General features: G+C 36.7%; 14 protein-coding genes. 6 read left to right on the top strand and 8 right to left on the bottom strand.

Annotated features, from left to right (window positions below):
• Positions 1-10: 10 nt before the first annotated feature.
• A complete protein-coding gene (locus GHT08_RS02460) occupies positions 11-1,456 on the top strand; it encodes a nitrate/nitrite transporter (protein WP_163579489.1) in 1,446 nt (481 codons plus the stop codon).
• 57 nt (positions 1,457-1,513) lie between these two features.
• Here the strand turns inward: GHT08_RS02460 and GHT08_RS02455 are convergent, their stop codons facing one another.
• Entirely contained in the window at positions 1,514-1,741 is a 228-nt protein-coding gene (locus tag GHT08_RS02455; protein ID WP_163578453.1) for a hypothetical protein, read from the bottom strand.
• 230 nt (positions 1,742-1,971) lie between these two features.
• On the opposite strand from GHT08_RS02455, the gene GHT08_RS02450 reads away from it, so the two are divergent.
• From GHT08_RS02450 to GHT08_RS02435, 4 genes are read left to right on the top strand one after another with little or no spacing between them, the layout of a single operon-like run.
• Positions 1,972-3,105 carry an ABC transporter ATP-binding protein gene (locus GHT08_RS02450; protein ID WP_163579487.1) on the top strand — a complete coding sequence of 378 codons (1,134 nt, stop codon included), beginning with the start codon at positions 1,972-1,974 and terminating at the stop codon, positions 3,103-3,105.
• Positions 3,102-4,028, top strand: a complete 927-nt coding sequence (locus GHT08_RS02445) for a carbohydrate ABC transporter permease (RefSeq protein WP_163579485.1) — start codon at positions 3,102-3,104, stop codon at positions 4,026-4,028. The genes GHT08_RS02450 and GHT08_RS02445 overlap by 4 nt, the downstream gene beginning before the upstream one ends.
• Positions 4,025-4,837 carry a carbohydrate ABC transporter permease gene (locus tag GHT08_RS02440; RefSeq protein WP_163579484.1) on the top strand — a complete coding sequence of 271 codons (813 nt, stop codon included), beginning with the start codon at positions 4,025-4,027 and terminating at the stop codon, positions 4,835-4,837. The genes GHT08_RS02445 and GHT08_RS02440 overlap by 4 nt, the downstream gene beginning before the upstream one ends.
• An 18-nt stretch (positions 4,838-4,855) precedes the next feature.
• Complete coding sequence (locus GHT08_RS02435) at positions 4,856-6,262, top strand: ABC transporter substrate-binding protein (RefSeq protein WP_163579482.1); 1,407 nt, start codon at positions 4,856-4,858, stop codon at positions 6,260-6,262.
• A gap of 93 nt (positions 6,263-6,355) precedes the next feature.
• On the opposite strand, the gene GHT08_RS02430 is transcribed toward GHT08_RS02435, so the two are convergent.
• The 4 genes from GHT08_RS02430 to GHT08_RS02415 form a co-directional block, all read right to left on the bottom strand.
• Positions 6,356-7,288 (bottom strand): aldo/keto reductase, encoded by a 933-nt coding sequence (locus tag GHT08_RS02430; protein WP_163579480.1) that lies wholly within the window; start codon positions 7,286-7,288, stop codon positions 6,356-6,358.
• Positions 7,289-7,301: 13 nt separating this feature from the next.
• Positions 7,302-8,270, bottom strand: coding sequence for a 2-hydroxyacid dehydrogenase (locus GHT08_RS02425; protein ID WP_163579478.1), 969 nt, complete (start codon positions 8,268-8,270; stop codon positions 7,302-7,304).
• A gap of 837 nt (positions 8,271-9,107) precedes the next feature.
• Positions 9,108-9,917: a pyruvate, water dikinase regulatory protein gene (locus tag GHT08_RS02420; protein ID WP_163579476.1), complete on the bottom strand. Its 810-nt coding sequence runs from the start codon at positions 9,915-9,917 to the stop codon at positions 9,108-9,110.
• Position 9,918: 1 nt separating this feature from the next.
• A complete protein-coding gene (locus tag GHT08_RS02415) occupies positions 9,919-10,569 on the bottom strand; it encodes a helix-turn-helix transcriptional regulator (protein ID WP_193568274.1) in 651 nt (216 codons plus the stop codon).
• Positions 10,570-10,810: 241 nt separating this feature from the next.
• Between GHT08_RS02415 and GHT08_RS02410 the strand changes: the two genes are divergently transcribed.
• The gene (locus GHT08_RS02410; protein ID WP_163579472.1) at positions 10,811-12,046 is read left to right on the top strand and encodes an MFS transporter; all 1,236 of its coding nucleotides are present in this window, start codon (positions 10,811-10,813) and stop codon (positions 12,044-12,046) included.
• 97 nt (positions 12,047-12,143) lie between these two features.
• Here GHT08_RS02410 and GHT08_RS02405 read toward each other — a convergent pair whose 3' ends face one another.
• The 3 genes from GHT08_RS02405 to GHT08_RS02395 all read right to left on the bottom strand — a co-directional run bounded on the left by GHT08_RS02405 (position 12,144) and on the right by GHT08_RS02395 (position 16,278).
• The gene (locus GHT08_RS02405; protein WP_163579471.1) at positions 12,144-12,890 is read right to left on the bottom strand and encodes an SDR family NAD(P)-dependent oxidoreductase; all 747 of its coding nucleotides are present in this window, start codon (positions 12,888-12,890) and stop codon (positions 12,144-12,146) included.
• 25 nt (positions 12,891-12,915) lie between these two features.
• Positions 12,916-14,388, bottom strand: coding sequence for a sodium:solute symporter family protein (locus GHT08_RS02400; RefSeq protein WP_163579469.1), 1,473 nt, complete (start codon positions 14,386-14,388; stop codon positions 12,916-12,918).
• Between the two features lie 153 nt (positions 14,389-14,541).
• Positions 14,542-16,278 (bottom strand): methyl-accepting chemotaxis protein, encoded by a 1,737-nt coding sequence (locus GHT08_RS02395; protein ID WP_163579466.1) that lies wholly within the window; start codon positions 16,276-16,278, stop codon positions 14,542-14,544.
• Between the last annotated feature and the right edge of the window lie 249 nt (positions 16,279-16,527).

Below are 16,527 nucleotides of genomic sequence, written 5' to 3'. Positions count from 1 at the left end.
GGTTTATGGAATGAATTCAGGTTATCAAGGAAATATTAAAACACTAGGATTTACTACCTTAGCATTTTTTATTACGTTTGTTGTATGGTTTAACATGGCTCCATTTATGACAACGTTAAAAAGTCAATTTGGGTTATCAAATGACGAAGTTGCTTTACTTGCCGTTGCGAATGTGACACTGACCATTCCTGCCCGAGTATTAATTGGAATGCTGGTTGATAGATTCGGACCAAGAAGAGTATATTCCGGCTTGTTAATTATATTAAGTATTCCTTGTTTTACTTTTGCTTTATCAAACTCATTTACACAATTGATGATTTCCCGTATCTTTTTAGCACTTATAGGTGCTGGTTTTGTAATCGGAATTCGATTAGTATCAGAATGGTTCACCGAAAAAAATGTCGGATTTGCTGAAGGCGTTTATGGTGGCTGGGGTAATTTTGGTTCTGCTGCAGCTGCCATGACACTACCAACACTAGCAATCCTTTTTGGAGGAGAAGATGGATGGCGTTATGCTGTTGGTTTAACCGGAATGATCAGTTTGGTTTACGGAATTCTATTCTTGAAATTAGTTAAGGATACTCCGGATGGAGTTACCTATAAAAAACCAAAGAAAAGCGGTGCACTGGAAGTTACCAGTTATCGTGATTTAATAGGATTAATGTTGATGAGTATCCCCGTCTTCGGTATCCTTATCTTTCAGAGCTACCGATTATGGAACTTAAATTTCATTAGTTCTTATGTATTAGTAATCATTGTTGTTTTACTAATCGCCTTATTTTTATACAATTTACGAAAGATTTGGCATGTAAATAAAGACCACCTTCGGAAAGGTGTACCTGAAAAGGAAAAGTATTCTTTTAAGCAAGTAGCTATTCTAAACTTTGCTTACTTTTGTACTTTCGGATCCGAGCTAGCTGTCGTATCGATGCTACCTCAGTTTTTTGAAGAAACTTTCTCACTTGGAGTAGCACAAGCTGGACTTATTGCCAGCAGCTTTGCATTTATGAATTTAATGTCTCGACCTAGCGGTGGTTTACTAAGCGATAAATTTGGCCGTAAAAAAACCCTTATGATTTTTACGGCTGGATTAGCTTTTGGTTACATCGGTATGGCATTAATCGGATCCAGCTGGCCAATCTGGTTAGCCGTTATCATTACCATGTGCTGCTCTTTCTTTGTGCAAGCTGGTGAAGGTGCAGTATATGCTATGGTTCCGATGATAAAAAAAACGGTTACTGGTCAAATTTCTGGAATGGTCGGTGCATATGGTAATATTGGGTCTGTTATTTTTCTTACAATCTTTACAATGGTCAGTCCTTCCATATTCTTCATCTTGATTGGTCTATCAGCTGTTGTTTGTTTCCTCTGCATGTTCTTCCTTGAAGAACCAGCGCCGGAAGAGGTAACTGAAAAAGCAAAGAAACCAAAAACAAAAAATGTTGTATCTTTGTAAACGTCATATTAACGGGTGCAAAACTAGTAACAGCCAGCTATAGTAGCTGGCTATTTTTCATAAGTTCAACCCTGGTTCCACAATCATTTGCCACCAAATAATTAAACTAATAATAATAGCAATAAAAACGATTAAACTTTTCACGGCATATGGTAAACGATTAGGAATAAATTTCAAGGCTAAACTAAACACAAGACCTGCCACAAACATGAAAGTCACAGCATAAATCAGCATTCCTAAAAAATTATCTACAGGCAAAGCCATTGCTTCTCTTATAATGTCCACATTTACACCTCATTACAACAATAAACATGTTTATCTATAGATTTCTTTACCATTACTATCATACAATATTCTGTCTATTATGGAAGTATTTTTTCTCGAATTTTATTAATTAATGATAAAATTTGTTAATTTTTGTATATATTTTTTTACACTATATTAATACTCCATTCATAAAACTTCTCTATAATCGGCAGTGACATACAAGCTAATCTATTAAAGGGGAATCTATTATGTATTCTGTCGAACTAAAACAAGTCGATAAAAGTTATGACAAAGAACAACTTGTTGTCAAAGATGTCAGCGTAACCATTGAACCTGGAGAATTTTTTGTACTTGTTGGACCTTCAGGATGCGGGAAAAGTACACTGTTACGAATGATAGCGGGATTGGAAGACATAACTTCAGGTTCGCTATTAATTGATGGCAAAAAAGCAGATCACCTCCCACCCAGCAAACGTCAACTATCCATGGTTTTTCAAAATTATGCACTCTATCCTCATATGACTGTTGAAGATAACATTACATTTGGTCTCGATGTTAAAAAAATGCGTAAAAAAGAAAAGAAAGAAAAGTGTTATGAAATTGCTGCCATGCTAGGTTTAACAGATTATTTAAAAAGAAAGCCTCGTCATTTATCAGGTGGCCAAAGACAACGTGTTGCTTTAGCGAGAGCTATTATTACTAACTCTCCTATTTGTCTGATGGATGAGCCTTTATCTAATTTAGATGCTAAATTAAGAGCACATATGCGTTCAGAAATTCGTGAATTACAGAGAAAACTAGGGATTACCTTAATTTATGTTACACATGATCAGGTGGAAGCAATGACAATGGGAGATCGGATTATGGTATTAAATGAAGGTGTGGTTCAACAAGTCGGAAAACCAATCGATGTTTACAATACACCGGCAAATCCATTTGTGGCAAAATTTATTGGTTCACCGCCGATGAATTTGACAACTGGATTAGTAGATAAAAATTCTTCTAAAATAACAATTAGTAAAGAAATTTCGATACCTGTTGATCGCTTAGTTGTAAATGACACAAACAGTGATCAAGTGCTTGTAGGTATTCGTCCCGAGAACATCAAGATCCAGGAAGAACCATCTAGCCTAGATCTGTCTTTTGCCGTAACAATCGATCATGTGGAAATTTTAGGGACGGAAACATTACTAAAATTTAAATGGAATGATGATTCTGTTTGGTATGCCAAGTGGTATGGCCAATGGGATATTCACGTTGGCCAGACAGTGAGATTGACACTAGATCCAGATTCGCTTTGTATCTATGATGGACAAACGGAAAAATTACTTCAAGGTCCCAAAAATATTCAACATCAGCATGTTCGCGAGGGAATCATATGAAAAGCACAGCAGAAATACAAGAGAAGTCCATTAATAAGATAGATTTAAAGTGGCGATTTATACATTGGAGATCAGCAATCTTATATTTACTACCATCCATCATTCTTTTTAGTGTCTTTTTATTTTACCCACTTGGAAAAACCTTGTATTTAAGTTTCTTTTTAACGGATCAGCAAGGTAATGCTAATGTTTTTGTCGGTTTAGAAAATTATCAATATATTCTTCAGGCAGAAAGTTTCCATAAAAGTATTAAAGCAACTATTTTGTTTGTGCTGTACACAGTACCGACTGGAGTTATTATTTCTTTATTCCTAGCTTTACTAGCAAATGAAAAGATTAAAGGTGTCGGCATTTTTCGAACCATTTACTCCTCGACAATGGGAATTTCCGTCGCTGCCTCTGCGGTAGTCTGGTTATTTATATTCCACCCAAGTATGGGGATTTTAAACCAGCTCATTACCTCCATAGGTGGCACTTCTATTGATTGGTTGCTACATCCAGATTGGGCATTAGTTTCCGTTTCTATCACAACGATTTGGATGAATATAGGATTCTCTTTTCTCATTTTATTAGGTGGCTTACAAAATATTGATGATCACCTTTATGAAAGCGCCAAAATTTCAGGCGCAAGCTATTTCTACCAACTGCGAAGAATTACGATTCCTATGTTATCACCGACTTTATTTTTTGTTATTACCGTTTCACTAATTAATGCGTTTCAAACGTTTGGACAAGTTGATATTCTCACACAGGGCGGCCCATCTGAGTCTACTAATTTAATCGTTTATTCTATCTATCGTGAAGCCTTTGTTAATTACCAGTTTGGAACAGCAAGTGCACAATCAATCTTCCTGTTTATATGCATTTTAATTGTAACGATTTTACAATTTAAATTTGGAGAAAGGAAGGTGCACTATCAATGAAAATACTTCGCCCTACCGTTACATATCTACTGTTAATATTGACAGCTGTCATCGTCTTTTTTCCGGTAGTATATGCGTTCTTGATCAGCTTTATGAGTGGTGCGGAACTATTACAAGGAAAGTTCATACCGGAAAGCTTTCATCTAGAAAATTATCAGAAGGCTTTCGAACGATTACCACTAGCCCACTATTTATGGAATAGCTTTTTTGTTTCAACTGTCGTGATGCTAGGACAATTAATCGTAAGTGCGTTAGCTGCTTATGCTTTTGTTTTCATTCCTTTTAAAGGTAGACACATTGTCTTTTTTATCTTTATCTCAACGATGATGATTCCATGGGAAGCTACCATGATTCCCAACTTCCTCACGATTCAACAACTAGACTGGATTAATAATTATCAAAGTTTAACGATACCTTTCTTTGCTATTGCATTTGGAACGTTCCTATTACGACAACACTTCCTTACCATACCTAAAGAACTGAAAGAAGCTAGCGATATCGCTGGATTACGCTCATTTAAATTTTTCTGGAAAGTTGTCATTCCATACTGCCGTACATCGTTTGTAACATTAGGAGCTTATGGATTCTTGACAACATGGAATATGTATTTATGGCCACTACTTGTGACGAACAATGATCAAGTAAGAACCGTGCAAATCGGTTTAAAGCAATTACAAACACAGGAAATGGCGTCAGAATGGGGGGTGGTTATGGCAGGAGTCATTATCGTCATCATTCCGACATTAATCTTGTTGTTTTTAGGGCAAAAACAATTGCAAAAAGGGCTTGCCCAAGGTGCACTTAAATAATAAGGGGGAATTATTCAAATGAAAAAGCTATTACTATTGTTTTTAACAGTAAGTTTACTAGTATTTATCTCGGCATGTTCTAATGATGCGGAGGGAGAGGAACCTGAAGAAGATACTTCCGGTGAAGAGCAACAAGCGGACGAAAGCAGCGAAAATGATGACACAAACGAAGAAGAAGCAACTGATGAAAAGGTGGAAGCTGTTTTTTGGCATGCGATGTCCGGTGGTGGACAAGAGTCCATTGAAGCAATTGTCGATAATTTCAACCAATCGCAAGACCAATATACGATAGTCCCTGAATTTCAAGGCTCTTATGAAGAAGCATTAACTAAATTCCGCAGTGTTGGCGGAACAGAAGATGCACCGGCAATCATCCAGACATTTGAAGTTGGTACAAAATATATGATTGATAGTGGTTTTATTGAACCAGTTCAGTCTTTCATTGATCAAGAAGGATATGATATTAAACAATTAGAAGAAAACATATTGAACTATTACACTGTCGATGATCAATTATATTCGATGCCATTTAACTCCTCTACTCCAGTCATGTTATATAATAAAGATGCATTTGAGGAAGCAGGTTTAGATCCCGAGGATCCGCCACAAACCTTTGAAGAAATCAAAGAAGCAGCTGAACAACTGACGGTTAAAGACGGTGATAACACAGAAAGATACGGTTTCTCGATTTTAAATTATGGATGGTTTATTGAAGAATTAATTGCTACACAAGGCGGACTCTTTGTCAACAATGATAATGGTCGCAGTGAGGAAGCAACGGAAGCCGTATTCAATGGTGAAGAAGGGTTACGAGTATTCCAGTTAATCGACGAAATGAACAAAGCTGGTACATACGGTAACTTTGGATCTAATTGGGATGATATCCGTGCAGCATTTCAAACTGAAAATACTGCTATGTATTTAGACTCTTCAGCTGGTGTTGCTGGCACAGTTGAAAATGCACCGTTTGAAGTTAGCGTTGCCTATATTCCTTATTCAGAAGAAGCTGAACGTAATGGCGTTATTATCGGTGGTGCCTCTCTTTGGATGTCAAATGGAATTGAAGAAGAAAAACAACAAGCAGCTTGGGAGTTTATGAAATTCTTACAAACACCGGAAAGCCAAGCAAAATGGCATATTGATACAGGGTACTTTGCTATTAACCCTGCTGCGTATGATGAAGAAATTGTACAAGAAAGATGGGAAGAGTTTCCTCAACTAAAAGTTACGGTTGATCAATTACAAGAAACAAAACCTTCCTATGCAACACAAGGTGCATTAATTTCCGTTTTCCCTGAAGCTAGACAACAAGTCGTAACCGCCATGGAAAATGTATTACAAGGCACTGATCCACAAGAAGCTTTAGATCAGGCAGTTGAAGAAACGAATCGTGTAATGGAACAAGCGAACCGTGCAAATGAATAAGTTAAAAACTAATGGTGCTTAATTAGTAAAAACCCCGGTTCATTTTGAACAGGGGTTTTTACTGCTTCCATTCCATTTATTTTTTTATTCACCTTAACGATAGATCTGATCTATTTTATCGTACTCGTCATCTGTTAACTGAACATCCAATGTTTTTAAATTATCGGAAACTTGACTTGGTCGTTTTGCACCTGGAATAATCGCATCAATGACTGGATTTTTTATATACCAAGCTAGTACGACATGAGCAGTTTCTGCACCTTTGGCAGCTGCGATTTGTTTTACTTCTTCCAAACGATCTAATTCTCGTTCAAAACGCTCACCTTTAAAGTGTTCCATATTTTGACGTAAATCTTGGAACTGATCACCTTTTTTATATTTACCTGCTAATAGACCGGCAGCGAGTGGAAAATAAGGCACAAATGAGATCCCATGCTCCTTCAAATAAGGGAAAAGTTCTTCTTCTGCCTGACGGTTGATTAAGTTATATTCCCCTTGAAAAACATCAACATATCCATCTTTATTAGCTTCTTTTAGTTGTTCAAGTGAAAAATTCGATACACCGATTGATCTTATTTTACCTTGCTCTTTTAATTCAAATAACGCTCCAACCGCTTCATCTTTAGGTGTTTCCTCATCAGGAAAATGAATATAAAACAAATCGATATAATCTGTCTGTAACCGGTTTAGACTCTCTTCTACCGTCTGTTTTAGAAAAGCTGGTGAATTGTCGGTAACCATGTCATTTCCTTTTGGACGATGAGCACCTTTTGTGGCAATGATCATTTCATTTCTTTTACCAGTTTCAGTTAATACTTCACCAATCAATTCTTCAGACCTTCCCGGTCCATAAATGTAGGCGGTATCTAAAAAGTTAATTCCTTCATTCATTGCTGTACGAATTAACTCTTTTCCTGTTTCTTCATTTAAATCAGGATACAAATTATGACCACCAACTGCATTTGTTCCTAGACCGATTGGATTGATATATAAAGTTGTGTTACCCAATTGAACATTCTTCATCATAACCCCTCCATTATTACTGTAATTCCTTAATGACGGCTTCCGGTTGTTTACCACTTAAACCTTGTAACATATTTTTAGCCGCGAATAATTTCATTTCTTCTCGTGTCTCTGCGGTTGCAGATCCTATATGTGGTAAAGTAACGACATTATCCATTTTCAATAGTGGATTATCTGATTCTACAGGTTCTTGTTCAAACACATCCAGCCCAGCTCCAGCAATTTCCTTTCCTTCTAAAGCTTTAATCATCGCTGCTTCATCGACCACTTTACCTCGCGATGCATTAATAAAAAAGCAAGAGTCTTTCATTTTTTTAAATGCATCTGCATTAATTAAATGCAGTGTTTCTTTTGTTAATGGAGTCATCAGTAATATAAAATCAGATTCTTGCAACAAAGGATCAATATCCTGATATATTACCCCTAACTCGTTTTCCACTGTTTCTTTACGAGATCGGTTATAGTATGTAACCTCCATTTCAAAGCCTAGTTTTGCTCTTCTAGCCACTTTCTCTCCGATTCTGCCCATCCCTATAATTCCTAGTTGCTTATGATGGACATTGTGACCAAATAATGGGGCGTCAACTGCTTTATCCCATTTACCTTGCTTGACATATTGATCTAACTCGGTAATTCTTCTTGCGCTGCTAAGAATTAACCCGAAAATAAGGTCTGCCACTGTTTCATCTAATACATATGGTGTGTGTGTTGCTATGACTTCTGAACGTTTTAATGCATCGACATCAAAATTGTCATAACCAACAGAAATATTACTCACTACCTCCAGTTGACCTGCTTGTTCTAGTAATTCATCATCAATGCGGTCTTTCGCTGTTATCAATCCATGAAAGTTGCCAATTGCATCTAATAGTTCTTCTCTAGGCATTTGTTCTGGACTATCCCATGTTGTTAATTCTACATGTTCTTGCAGATAATTTTTTACTGTTTCGGGAATTGGTTCGGTGACTAATACTCTTTTTCGCATATGTACCTCCTAAATTTACCAAGTTAATCTTATAATATCACGAACTGTTTGAATAATCGAAAAATGCGCATATAAGAAAAACCGGGAAGCCCACCCGGTCCTTTTCATTGACCAAAATAATATATCGATGGTATAAAGTAAGTTATTTTGAGATGGATATTGAACGTAACAACAGCTACGGCTTGCCCACTTCGCTCATTCATGCTCTACAATGAATGTACTCGCTGACATTCCATTTTTATTATCAGGTTAAGAAAGCTCGAGAAGTTAGCAGTCACAAACGTTGTAGAACAGTTTCATAGCGAAGGCCGTCCACTTCTACTCCTACGGGATGATTTTCGACTAAGATCCACTTTGGTAAGCGCACTTTGCTTATCAAAGTTAGCTTAGGCGAAAATCCCGTGGAAAGGGAAGTGGACAGCCGCAGCGATGGTTTCCTGTACAAGCTATTTCAAAATGGCTACTATGCTTGCAAATGCGTTGATACCGCGGATTATATACTTTCTTATATAAGAAAAACCGGCAAACCCCGCCGGTCCTCCCTTTCACACTTTCAAATTAGATATAAACTGCGAACTTATGAAAATTTGTTGCTAACATTTATTGAGCGGACATTGAATCCCTTATTTGGTTCATTTTGGCTTAAATGAGCACTATTTTCGATGAATAGCGGAATAGATGTCCGCGACCACTTTAAAGACAGCACTTTTATTACAAATAACGGAACAAATATCCGCACTCAGTTCAGATTCACTCGGGGATCACTATACTTCACACTTGAGTATTGTGTGTAAATTATTCTCGAAGTATCCATGGTGCTTATCTATGTATACCCCTTTAGCCTTCCGCACGCATTTTCATGATGACACCTGCTGTTTCTTCAATTGACTTATCAGAAACATTAATGACAGGACAATCGAGTTTTTTCATCAACTCATTAGCAGTTTTTAATTCTCGCTTAATTTGATCCATGGAAGCATACTTAGACTCTGCAGGTAATCCTAACGTTTTTAGTCTTTCGGTTCTGATTTTTAATAAGTGACCCGGATCAATGGTCAATCCGACAATCATACGATCAGCTGGTTGAAATAACTCTTCCGGAGCTTCCATATCTGGTAAAATAGGAAGGTTAGCTGTTTTAATTCCTTTATGTGCTAGAAATATGCTTAATGGCGTTTTAGAAGTTCTTGAAACTCCGATTAATACTACATCAGCTAGTAATAAACCTTTTACATCTTTTCCATCATCATATTTGACTGCGAATTCTACTGCTTCTATTCTTTTAAAATACTCTTCATCTAACACTTGGCGCTGGCCAGGTTCCGGTTTCGGATTGCCATTGAATGTATCAATATACGCTTGCATCATAGGCCCCATTACATCAACTGCTCGTATATCATAACGAATAGCATCTTGTTGCATTTTAGCTCTCAACTCAGGTTGAACAAGTGTATATGCAATAAAACTATCGTTTGACCTTACTTCTTGAACAATTGCTTCAATTTCTTCTTCTGTTTGGATATGACTATATCTTTTTACTTGCACATCTCTACTAGTAAATTGTCTAACTGTTGCCCTTACAACCGCTTCTGCAGTTTCCCCAACTGCATCAGAACACACAAAAATAAACGACTGATTATCTTGCATTTTAAGACTCCCCTTTATGCTGTACTTCAGAACCCATGTTAATTAATGCTTTTACAATATTTGTTTTGGTTATTCGACCAATCACTTTATAAGCTCGGCTGTTGTCAGTGTGTTTCACAACGGGTAAACTATCTACTTCGTAATACACCATCATTTTCGCTGCTTCGTAAACATTTTGATCAGGGGAAATCGTGTAGACTTTTGGTTGCCTTGTCATGACTAATTGCACTGGCATTGACGCCGCTTGAGGATTTCCTAAAGTAACCTTTAGTAGATCTTTACGAGATACAATTCCCTCTAATTGGTTATTATCATCTACAACGATTAATGTTCCAACATCCTCTAAAAAAAGTGATATAACAGCATCATTCACTGTTGTCGTACCCTTTACAGTAACAGCAACTCCTTGAATATCTTTGACAAGCGTTTGTTTCCAAATATCATGTTGATTAGTCTGATTTACATTCTTAGATAAAAAGTAACCTACTTTCGGTTTGGCTTCGATATGCCCTGTCATTACTAACACCGCTAAATCAGAACGAAGTGTGCCCTTGCTTACACCAAGCATTTCTGCAATTTGTTCTGCAGTAATAGGTTCATGCTTTGTTAAAATATTCATTATTTCTTTTTGTCTTTTAGTAAAATCGATCATAATCTTCCTCCCAGATTTCATACCAAAACAAACGCAATGATTATAGGACCATCATAACATAATTTCAACAGGGAAATGGAAAAGTACATATTAATATCAGATTAATTATATGTAAAATTCTTTTTGCTGGATAAGTCATGCAAGGGAAGTATGATCCAATAGTATTGAATCACAATAGATTACAAATCTATTTTTATATTGTATGATTTAATTTAACGCTTACATAAGGGGACTTGTACATATGCACTTAAATAAGAAGACAAATTATTATCTATTATTATTTGTGATTTTCGGAGGTTTTTTAATTTTTGGTGTCTCCGAAAATATCAAAGGACCGGCAATTCCTGATATGCAACAGGAACTATCATTATCTGATGGAACATTGGGTGCTTTATTAGCAATCAACGCTTTTGGATTCTTACTTGCTTGTACATATACGTCTTGGCTGATTGCTAAAATCGGAGCAAAAGCTACGAGTATACTAACCTTTGCATTAATGGCGATTTCTGGCCTATTTATCTATTTTTCTACTAATTTCGCCTCTTTGGTAGGAGCTTATTTCTTACTATATATCGGAAATGGAATGCTTGAAATTAGTCTTGCGATCATTGCTGCTCGATTATTTACCAAAAATACTGGAACCATGCTGAATTTATCGCATTTCTTTTACGGACTTGGATCAACAGTTGCACCAATTGTTGCTGCACAAATGATGGGGTGGGAAATCAATGCCACTGTTTTAGGGTGGCGAGGTATGTATTTAATCATGCTCTCCTTATCGGTTTTGCCCATTATTCCAGTTGTGTTAAGTCGTTTTCCGAAAGAGGAAGGTGATGATGAAGAAGACCGAACATCTTTCAAAAAATTAACCAAAGATCCAATCGCTTGGCTGATTGTATTTGCATTAACAATGGGTGTTACAGCTGAATTAGGAATCGCAGCCTGGCTTGTTAACTATTTAGTCAAAGTTAGTGAATGGACCATTGCAGATGCTTCTGGTATGTTATCCATTTTCTTCTTTTCTTTTATGTTAGCAAGGCTTTTACTTGGTCCTGTAACCGATAAATTTGGTTATGCGATATCGATTATTGTTTTTTCTTTTTTGGCAGGTGTGTTAAGTTTAATTCCTATTTTCACAGGTGATAGTCTCGCTATTCTCTTTGCAATTGCTGGCTTCGGAATCGGTCCTATTTACCCAACAATGATGGCACTCTTAGCAAGAAAGTATACAAAAGGAACAGATACAGCAATTACGTTTACAGTTGTTCTTATTGGAATCGGCGGCGTTATAACCAATTTAATCATTGGCTATATCATCGAATGGGTAACAAATCTCTCTTTCGGTACTACATTTGCAGAGAGTAACAAAGTCGGAATGCAAGCAGGTTACTTCTTCATCAGCATGACCGCGATACTATGTGGACTTGCAACGATAGAGATATATAGAAGATTGAGAAAAGAAGGAAACGTATTATAGAGTGGATTTTTTGGTTTTTTCAGAACTATCTACTGTCGGTGAGATAGATATGTTCTTCTAATCTCACCAACAGTATTAGTTCCAAAAGGTAGGACTCCTATATAAACACTGCCCCACCATTTGGGCTGATAAACTGACCACAGAAAAAGTCACCCTCGTTGGAAGCTAGTAAAAGTGCTGTTGCAGCAATCTCTTCCACTTTCCCTAATCTTTGAAGCGGGATATCTTTCTCTTTTTCAATCCATTCAGGTTCCATATCTGATAAGATCATATCAGTACCCACTGGGCCAGGTGCTAGAGTGTTTACTAAAATATTCGGAGCCAATTCTAAAGCAAGACTTCTCGTTAAACTATTTACAGCGCCTTTTGCTGCAGTATAATGGGTATAATTTGCCCTGCCTTTAATCGACAATTCAGATGAGATATTGATTATTTTTCCAACACTTTCCGGATCAATGATAGGGATAAAGTTTTTACACATGAGAAACACCCCTCTAAGATCTATATTCATCAGATGGTCCCACTCCTCTGTAGACATCTCAACTAGAGGTTTTTCCTCTCCTATGGTCCCAGCGTTATTAACAAGTATATTAATTTTCCCAAATCTATCTTCTGTCAACTTAGCTAGTCGAATGATATCTTCTTCCTTACTAATATCTGTTGGAACAGCTAAACACTCTACTCCGAAAGATTTGATCTGCTGGAGAACTGAATCGACATTTTCTTCATTAGGCAAATGGGTAAAAATGATATTTGCTCCTTCTTTAGCAAATTGAATAGCAATACCCTTTCCTATCCCTTTACTACCTCCTGTAATTAGTGCAACTTGATTTTTTAACTTCATCATAATTGCCCCTTTCTATGATTAATTAAGCGTTTTGTTCATGAGTTAATGAGATATTTTCATCATTCGATGGTGTCGTCTCCACTTTATGAGCCTCTAGAGCTGCTTCACTAGGGGTGGTAACGAAGGAAACGGCAAACATAACAATACCAGATATAAGAAAACTAAAAAATCCGGGAACTTGAAGCAGCGTCCAAATTAAGCCACCTTCACCTGGCAAAGGAACACCAAACATCGTTGTTGCTAAGTAAACAATGAGCCCTACACCAATACTCCACCACACAGCTTTTCCAGTTACCCCTTTCCAAAATGGCGGTATAACTAGTGGCCAAATTAATGTTACAAGAATGATATCCCATGCTAAGTATGCTAAGGATAAGATTTCCTCAAAGGCAATTGATAACACTAGCGCAACTAATCCACAAACAACAATCGCAATTCGAGAAATAAGCAGAAAGCGGTCTTGTTTTGGTTTCGAATCAATAAAATCTAAATAAATATTTTTAGTGAATACACCGACAGCTGCCATATAACACGCAGCAAGAGTTGACATCGCCATACCTGCCATAGCTGTCAGAAATAGGCCAGCAAAGATAGGATGCCAATACGTAACGGTGTAAGTTAATAATAAGGGTTCTGCATTGTCTACACCAGGAAATATTGTCCTAAAAGCTTCCCCAATCATACCGGGCGTCCACGCAATTAATAAAACAACGATACCGGCAATGACCATTGATTTAGAAGCGACTTTAGGACTTTTGGCTCCACATACTCTTTGTCCCAAATCGGCTGCTGCTATGTCACCAATCGCTAGTACTAGAAATAACGACCAGAATTCTGCTCCTGCTTTTTGGAACAATTTATTAGGGTCCCACCACTCAGGATTAAAAATAGTTCCATCTGATGTGACTGCTATCACGACTGTGACGGCAATAATGCCGATGACCGATATAATTCCATTCAAAATATCAGCATATGCTAGTGACCATAAACCACCCATAATACAATAAACTAAAGTTAAAATAACAAAAATAATAGCTGCTGCCCAAAGTGGTATATTAAAGATGGTTTCAATTATTAATGCACCACCGACAGTCAGTGCTCCAGCATTAAAAAAACCAAATGCAATAATGGTAATCGTTCCTGCAAAAGCTCCTAATTTTTTATCAGCAAATCGAAGACCGTAATAATCACCAATTGTCCAACCTTTTAGTCTTCTTAGAGGCTTTACCCAAGTAAAAGCTCCAATTATCATACAAGTTCCTAAACCACCCATTGTGGCAAAAGCTTCCCAACCTCCTAGAAAGTAACCTGAATCAATTGCACCAAGATAAAAAGGTGCTGCAAGTAAAGCTGCTGTCAGACTCCATGTAACTAGAGGTAATGGAAGATCCCAGTTAGCAACGATTAAATCCTCTGCGGAATTAACGCGTTTATAGCCTTTAAATCCTAAATAATAAATTGCTATCATAAAAATAATAAAGATTGATATTATCATACGGTTTTTCCCCAATCTGTCTGTATATTTTACTCTGTACTAAGTAGTAATTTTCTCTTTCAAAATTTGCTGTTGTCTATATTGTCATGAGGAAAAATCAACAGCGAATAATTTCCTTTTTTCGCTGTTGATTTTATGATTGCTTGTAACCTATTACAACTTGAATTGACCTACTAATCTACGCAGATCTTCAGACAATTTAGCAAGTTGCTCGGAGCTATCCGCAACACTTTCCATAGAACTACTAGTTTGCTGAGACGACGCTGTGGTTTGCTCAACTCCAGCCGCAGCTTCTTCCGAAGTAGAAGCAATATTTTCAATTGAAACGCTCATTGTGTTACTACTTTGCGATATATCTGCTAAATTACTAGAAACAGTTTGAATGTTGCTAGCCATTTCTGATAAAGAACCTGTAATGTTTTTAAATGTTTCATCCGTATTTTTAATGAGATTTGTTCCATGTTCTACTTCTTTATATCCACCTTGTAATGATTGAGCTACATTACTAGACTCTGCTTGAATAGTATCAACAATACCGGTAATGTCGGTAACAGACACGGAAACCTGTTCAGCCAATTTTCTTACTTCATCGGCAACTACCGCAAAACCTTGTCCATGTTCACCTGCTCTTGCAGCTTCTATTGCTGCATTTAATGCTAATAAGTTCGTTTGCTCAGCAATATCCATAATAACGGAGACAAGCTTAGAAATTTCTTGTGATTGTTTATCTAAGCCTTGAACTTTTTGAACGGCATCTTGTACAATTTGATCAATTTTAACCATTTGTTGATTAGACGATGCCATTAACGAACTACCATTTTCCGTTAACTCTTGTACTTCATTGGATGATTGGAGTATATAATCACCATTCTTATTCGCATCTTTTACTTTATCAGAAAATGTTTCCATTAAGGAGGAAAGCTCTGCCACACTTTCTGCTTGTTGCTCAGATCCTGTTGCTAATTCTTCCATAGTGGTTGTAATTTGTTCAGAACCAACTTGTACTTCTTTTGCCGACTTATTTAACTCCTCACTTTGGTTCGATAACACTACCGTTGTATTAGAAATACCTGAAATTAATTCTCTTAACTTCACTAACATATTGTTAAATGCTTCTGTTAATTTACCTACTTCATCGTTGGAATTTACTTCCAAATTTTCATGAGTCAGATCTCCTTGAGCTATGCCCGTAGCTACTTGAACAACTCTGTCGAGAGGTTTAGTCATTTGACGAATAACGATGTAAATAAGCACACTTAATACAATTACACTGATTACACCTATAATGGATTGAAGTAGGATCGCTCCATTAATAACTGATGAAATGTAATCAGCTGAATAATCAATACCTAGCACGGCAACCTGGTTACCTGATTCATCTTTTAAAGGGACAAAAATGGTTCGCCAAGTTCCGAAAGGATCTTCAAAAATATCTGTTACACTCGGCTCTCCTGTTTCCATAGCTTGATGAGCATGCAATAAGTGAATATCTGCTAAATCGCTAAAAGACTCACCAGCATTATAAATATCATTTAAATTTTCTGTATATGCTACTGGAATAATACTATCTTCACTTTCCATCTCCCAAATGTAACTCCACTCCATAATACCTTGTTCATTCTTAATCTCTTCCAGCATTTGTTGTGCTTCTATGAAGCCTGGATCATTTTCACTATCAGCTTCAAGCATTTTACTCACTGTTTCCCCATTCAGCTGCATGGCAGTTAATATACCTACACTACGCAGCTCCTGTGCCAGATCATCCTGTGCATTACTTTCTAGACTTTGAACACTCAGCCAAGTCAATATTACTATACACAAAATAACAACAGGTAAGATGATAAGGGATATCTTGTTTCTTAATGATAAATTGGCAATTTTAAAATTCATAATAATCCACCTTTTCTGTATGATTGATTGTTGTGAAAGATAAGGAATTTTATCCTTAAACAGGTATTAAATAGATATAAAGAATCAGTCATTACGCACCATTTACAACTATACAACATATAGAAAAGATTGTAATGGGACTTTTAGATGAAAATTATAACTTTTTATCTAGGACTTAAGAACAAGTAGCATGAAGATAATCTGATAGACACTTGAATCCATTTAAAAATACATACTGATTGAGAAAAA

This window comes from Gracilibacillus saliphilus (assembly GCF_010994085.1).
Lineage (GTDB): Bacteria > Bacillota > Bacilli > Bacillales > Amphibacillaceae > Gracilibacillus > Gracilibacillus lacisalsi.
Note: the sequence above shows the minus strand (reverse complement) of the source record. Positions and strands in the feature narration are given on the sequence as shown.

Bases quoted from the DNA above. Each gene is read 5' to 3' on its own strand.
- GHT08_RS02460 (WP_163579489.1), top strand. From the start codon at position 11: ATGAATTCAGGTTATCAAGGAAATATTAAAACACTAGGATTTACTACC.
- GHT08_RS02430 (WP_163579480.1), bottom strand. From the start codon at position 7,288: ATGATGAAGAATGTTCAATTGGGTAACACAACTTTATATATCAATCCA.
- GHT08_RS02440 (WP_163579484.1), top strand. From the start codon at position 4,025: ATGAAAATACTTCGCCCTACCGTTACATATCTACTGTTAATATTGACA.
- GHT08_RS02435 (WP_163579482.1), top strand. From the start codon at position 4,856: ATGAAAAAGCTATTACTATTGTTTTTAACAGTAAGTTTACTAGTATTT.
- GHT08_RS02405 (WP_163579471.1), bottom strand. From the start codon at position 12,890: ATGAAGTTAAAAAATCAAGTTGCACTAATTACAGGAGGTAGTAAAGGG.
- GHT08_RS02425 (WP_163579478.1), bottom strand. From the start codon at position 8,270: ATGCGAAAAAGAGTATTAGTCACCGAACCAATTCCCGAAACAGTAAAA.
- GHT08_RS02420 (WP_163579476.1), bottom strand. From the start codon at position 9,917: ATGCAAGATAATCAGTCGTTTATTTTTGTGTGTTCTGATGCAGTTGGG.
- GHT08_RS02395 (WP_163579466.1), bottom strand. From the start codon at position 16,278: ATGAATTTTAAAATTGCCAATTTATCATTAAGAAACAAGATATCCCTT.
- GHT08_RS02400 (WP_163579469.1), bottom strand. From the start codon at position 14,388: ATGATAATATCAATCTTTATTATTTTTATGATAGCAATTTATTATTTA.
- GHT08_RS02415 (WP_193568274.1), bottom strand. From the start codon at position 10,569: ATGATCGATTTTACTAAAAGACAAAAAGAAATAATGAATATTTTAACA.
- GHT08_RS02450 (WP_163579487.1), top strand. From the start codon at position 1,972: ATGTATTCTGTCGAACTAAAACAAGTCGATAAAAGTTATGACAAAGAA.
- GHT08_RS02410 (WP_163579472.1), top strand. From the start codon at position 10,811: ATGCACTTAAATAAGAAGACAAATTATTATCTATTATTATTTGTGATT.
- GHT08_RS02445 (WP_163579485.1), top strand. From the start codon at position 3,102: ATGAAAAGCACAGCAGAAATACAAGAGAAGTCCATTAATAAGATAGAT.